We start from the raw sequence: 3,565 nt of genomic DNA on the forward strand, positions 1-3,565 counted from the left end.
CCGTGGCGCTCGGCGTGTTCGGGGCGGTGCTCGCCGTTGCCGGGCGCCTGCCGCTGGGGCCCGCTCCGCTTGCGACCGCCTGGGCTGGCATCGTGCTAGGCAGCCTGCCCCTCTACGCGCTGGGGCTCGGCATGGCTCTGCGCCTCGGCCGCAACGCCGCCATCGGCGCCGGCGCGGCGGGTATGCTCCTCGCGTTCTTCTCGGTGGGCGGACTTGCGCACGGCCTCATGACGGGCGAGCTCACCGGTGCCCTGGTGACGCCCCTGAGCTGGGTGCCGCTCGCCTGGCCCGCGCGCCTGGGGTCGCTCGGGGTGGAGGCCTTCATCGACGCCGCACGCGCGGCGGGCCCTCTCCTCACGACTGCGCTCGCTAGCCTCGTTCTCACCCTGGCAGCCGACGCCGTCCTTCTCGCCTGGTTCTGCCGCTTCGAGGACGGGAGGGTAGATGCGTAGGAAGCCGCTCGCCGCCATGCTCGTCCTCCTCTCCGCATCGCTCGTCCTGGGCGGGAATGCCCTGCTCGACGCGGTCGAGGCACCCGCGGCTGCGCGCAGGGCTCTGGACCGCTGAGTGCGGCGCTAGTACAATTCCGACGAGAGTTTCAGGAGGTCAACATGGCGAGGATACTGGCAGTGGATGATGAGCGGGCGATCCTCGACGCGCTCGCGCGCGTCCTCGGCCGCGACGGCCATGAGGTCGTCAGGGAGGCGGACCCGACGGCGGTCCCGGGGATGGACCTCTCGCGCTTCGACCTCGTGCTCTGCGACGTCATGATGCCGGGGCTCGACGGCTTCGAGCTCGTGCGGCAGATCCGCCCGGACTTCGACGGGCCCATCGTCTTCCTGACCGCGCGCGTGGCCGAGGAGGACGCCGTGGCCGCCTACGGCCTGGGCGCCGACGACTACGTCCGCAAGCCCTTCGGGGCCGCGGAACTGCGCGCCAAGGTCGCGGCCCATCTACGCCGTGAGCGCCGGCCGCGCTCGCACGCCCTCTCCTTCGGGGAGGTGCGGATCGACCTCGGGGCGCGCGACCTCGTCGTGGGCGGCGAGACCGTGCCGCTCACGCCCACCGAGTACGCCATCTGCGAGTACCTCGCGCGCCACCCCGGACAGGTCATGAGCCGCGCGCAGATCCGCGAGGCGGTGCTCGGCTGGGAGAGCGACGCCGACGACGCGGCCATATCCATGCAGGTCAGCCGCGCCCGGAGGAAACTCTCCGAGGCCGGCGCCGATCCGATCGCGACCGTCTGGGGGATGGGGTACAAGTGGCAGCTCTGAGGGTCGGGGCGCGAGGTCGCGGGGGCATGCCGCTCTCCTTCGTCATCGCGCGCTACTTCGTCTACGCGTTCGCGGCGGTCGCCATGGCGTGGCTCGCCTCGTTCATGGTGCTCTCCGTGGCGATCAACGCGGGCTTCGTCTACGAGGCAAGCTGGGGGCCGGCCAATGCGCGCGAGGTCGCGGAGGGCCTGGCACGCGACGGCGTCTGCGGGCAGCAGGACGTGCCGACGGCGTACCGCTACCTCATCCTGAACAAGGACGGAAACGTGCTGATGACAGACCTCGAGAGCACGCGGCTCGAGGACGCGACGGAAATGGCCCGTACGGCACTCGCCGCGGATCCGGGCACAGTGGAGATCGAGGGCGGGGGTTCGGGCCTCACCTACGCCGCGTTCCCGCTCAAGGGCGGCGGGGCCTGCGCACTCGTCAGCGAGTACCTGCCGCAGTGGGTCTCGCGCGACCTCGCCGGCCTGCTTCCCAACCCGCAGAACCTCATGCTCGTCGGCGCCACGGCGGGAAGCGCGCTCGCGCTCGCGCTCGTGGCGCGCCGCGCGAGCCGCGTGATCTCGCGCAAGATGGCGCCGCTCGCGGAGGCGGCGGGGCGCGTCGGCGCGGGGGAGCTCGACTTCGCGGTCGGCAGCACCAACGTGCGCGAGGTGAACGACGTCCTCGCCGCGATGGACGCCATGCGGGTCTCCCTCGCCGAGTCGCTCGAGGCCCGCTGGGCCGCGGAGCGGGGGCAGCGCGAGCAGATGGCGTCACTCGCCCACGACCTCAAGACGCCGCTCACCGTGCTGCGCGCAAACGCCGACTTCGTGGCGGAGGAGCTGGAAGACGAGAATGACGCCGACCTCTCGGCCGCCGCGCGCGACATAGCCGGCGGTGTCGAAAGGCTCGACGGCTACGTGCGCCTGCTCATCGAGGCCTCGCGCGGGTCCGGCGGGGCGGAGAGGGCCCCCATGCGGCCGGCCGAGCTCTGCGAGCAGGTTCTCGCCGAGGCCGCCCAGATCGCCCGGGCGCGAGGCGTGACGCTCGACGCGGCCACGGGCCCCGCTGTCGCGGGCGCTCCCGAGGCCCCGCTCGACCGAACTACCCTGGCGCGAGCCGCCGCGAACCTCGTGGTCAACGCCGCCGAGCACGCTCGCTCGCGCGTGGCTGTCTCCTGCGACATCGCGGGAGGGCGCCTCGTCATCGAGGTCGTCGACGACGGACCGGGCTTTTCTCCCGCCGCCCTCGAACGCGGCTGCGAGCGCCTCTTCACAGACGACTCCTCCCGCTCCTCGCGCGACGGAGACCGCCACTACGGGCTCGGCCTCCATGTCGCCTCCGAGGCCGCGAGCGCCCACGGGGGCTCCGTCTCGCTTGCCAACAGCCCCTCGGGCGGCGCGGTGGCCACCATCGCGGTCCCCCTGTGCGGGATCTGACGACTTCCTCGATGTCTACCTCGACTGCGATATGTCGCTCGCCGAGGCCGCGACGAGATGGTGTTGCGTCTGCCCCGCTTGGTGCTTCTAGCTCAAATTTGATCTGATGTAAGGCCCGTGCAATCCTACATGGGCCTTCCTTTTGGCAATTGCTCGATCGATTCGTGGCTTGAAACACAAATTATCGAGTTAAGGAGACATGGGGTCATACAGCGGCTCTCAGAGCGCCTGCCGCCCTCCCCTCGCCATTACCTCTGCGGTGCACTCGTATAGAGCCCATCCTGCTTGGCGTTTCGTTGCAACAGCCCACTTGTCGACTGATCCAGTGAACTACTGGAATAAATACAGCGACACGCTTGTTCGTTACAGTCGCTATATCTGTGTAAATCGCCGCGATAAATGCAGCCCGTTCTCGGCGTGTACCTGAGGCGCGTATGTAGAATCATTTCGCGTTAATAAATCGGCCCAAGCACGTGCAAAACGCGCAAGTAGCCGCAAAAGGCGATTATCGCGTAGGTAGATTTTTGGCACCCTGTTGCTTACTGAAAATAAAGCAATTGCTTAAAACAAAAAAGGTCAGGCACTAGGTGCCTGACCTGCTAACTTCTGGTCGGGACGACTGGATTCGAACCAGCGACCCCTTGACCCCCAGTCAAGTGCGCTACCAAGCTGCGCCACGTCCCGAAGCTTTTGCTTGTTGCTGTGCTCTCGCTCGCAACAGGGAGTATATTAACCCGAAACTTTAGACTTGTGCAAGACTTTTTTACAAATTTTGAAGCAAGTCCAAAATCCTTGATTATCAACTTTATCCGAACACCTCCCACATTCATCCGCACATGTGCGGATGAATGTGGGAACCCGATACCT

General features: G+C 67.4%; 3 protein-coding genes, 1 tRNA gene and 1 pseudogene. 4 read left to right on the forward strand and 1 reads right to left on the reverse strand.

What is annotated here, in order from left to right; genetic code table 11:
• The 4 genes and pseudogenes from GT495_RS10540 to GT495_RS10550 form a co-directional block, all read left to right on the forward strand.
• Positions 1-452, forward strand: a pseudogene (locus GT495_RS10540) (lantibiotic ABC transporter permease); the annotation flags it as partial.
• Entirely contained in the window at positions 445-567 is a 123-nt protein-coding gene (locus tag GT495_RS11035) for a hypothetical protein (RefSeq protein ID WP_255451810.1), read from the forward strand. The pseudogene GT495_RS10540 and the gene GT495_RS11035, both read left to right, overlap by 8 nt.
• 44 nt (positions 568-611) lie before the next feature.
• Positions 612-1,274: a response regulator transcription factor gene (locus GT495_RS10545; protein ID WP_161162595.1), complete on the forward strand. Its 663-nt coding sequence runs from the start codon at positions 612-614 to the stop codon at positions 1,272-1,274.
• Positions 1,275-1,300: 26 nt separating this feature from the next.
• Positions 1,301-2,698 carry a sensor histidine kinase KdpD gene (locus GT495_RS10550; protein ID WP_161162594.1) on the forward strand — a complete coding sequence of 466 codons (1,398 nt, stop codon included), beginning with the start codon at positions 1,301-1,303 and terminating at the stop codon, positions 2,696-2,698.
• A 607-nt stretch (positions 2,699-3,305) separates the two neighbouring features.
• Here GT495_RS10550 and GT495_RS10555 read toward each other — a convergent pair.
• Positions 3,306-3,382 (reverse strand) — tRNA-Pro (locus GT495_RS10555).
• Positions 3,383-3,565 lie beyond the last annotated feature (183 nt).

Source organism: Collinsella sp. BIOML-A6, from assembly GCF_009875845.1.
Lineage (GTDB): Bacteria > Actinomycetota > Coriobacteriia > Coriobacteriales > Coriobacteriaceae > Collinsella > Collinsella aerofaciens_H.

What these genes read in the sequence shown, in the direction of transcription:
- GT495_RS11035 (WP_255451810.1), top strand. Translation starts at nt 445, where the DNA reads ATGCGTAGGAAGCCGCTCGCCGCCATGCTCGTCCTCCTCTCCGCATCG.
- GT495_RS10545 (WP_161162595.1), top strand. Translation starts at nt 612, where the DNA reads ATGGCGAGGATACTGGCAGTGGATGATGAGCGGGCGATCCTCGACGCG.
- GT495_RS10550 (WP_161162594.1), top strand. Translation starts at nt 1,301, where the DNA reads ATGCCGCTCTCCTTCGTCATCGCGCGCTACTTCGTCTACGCGTTCGCG.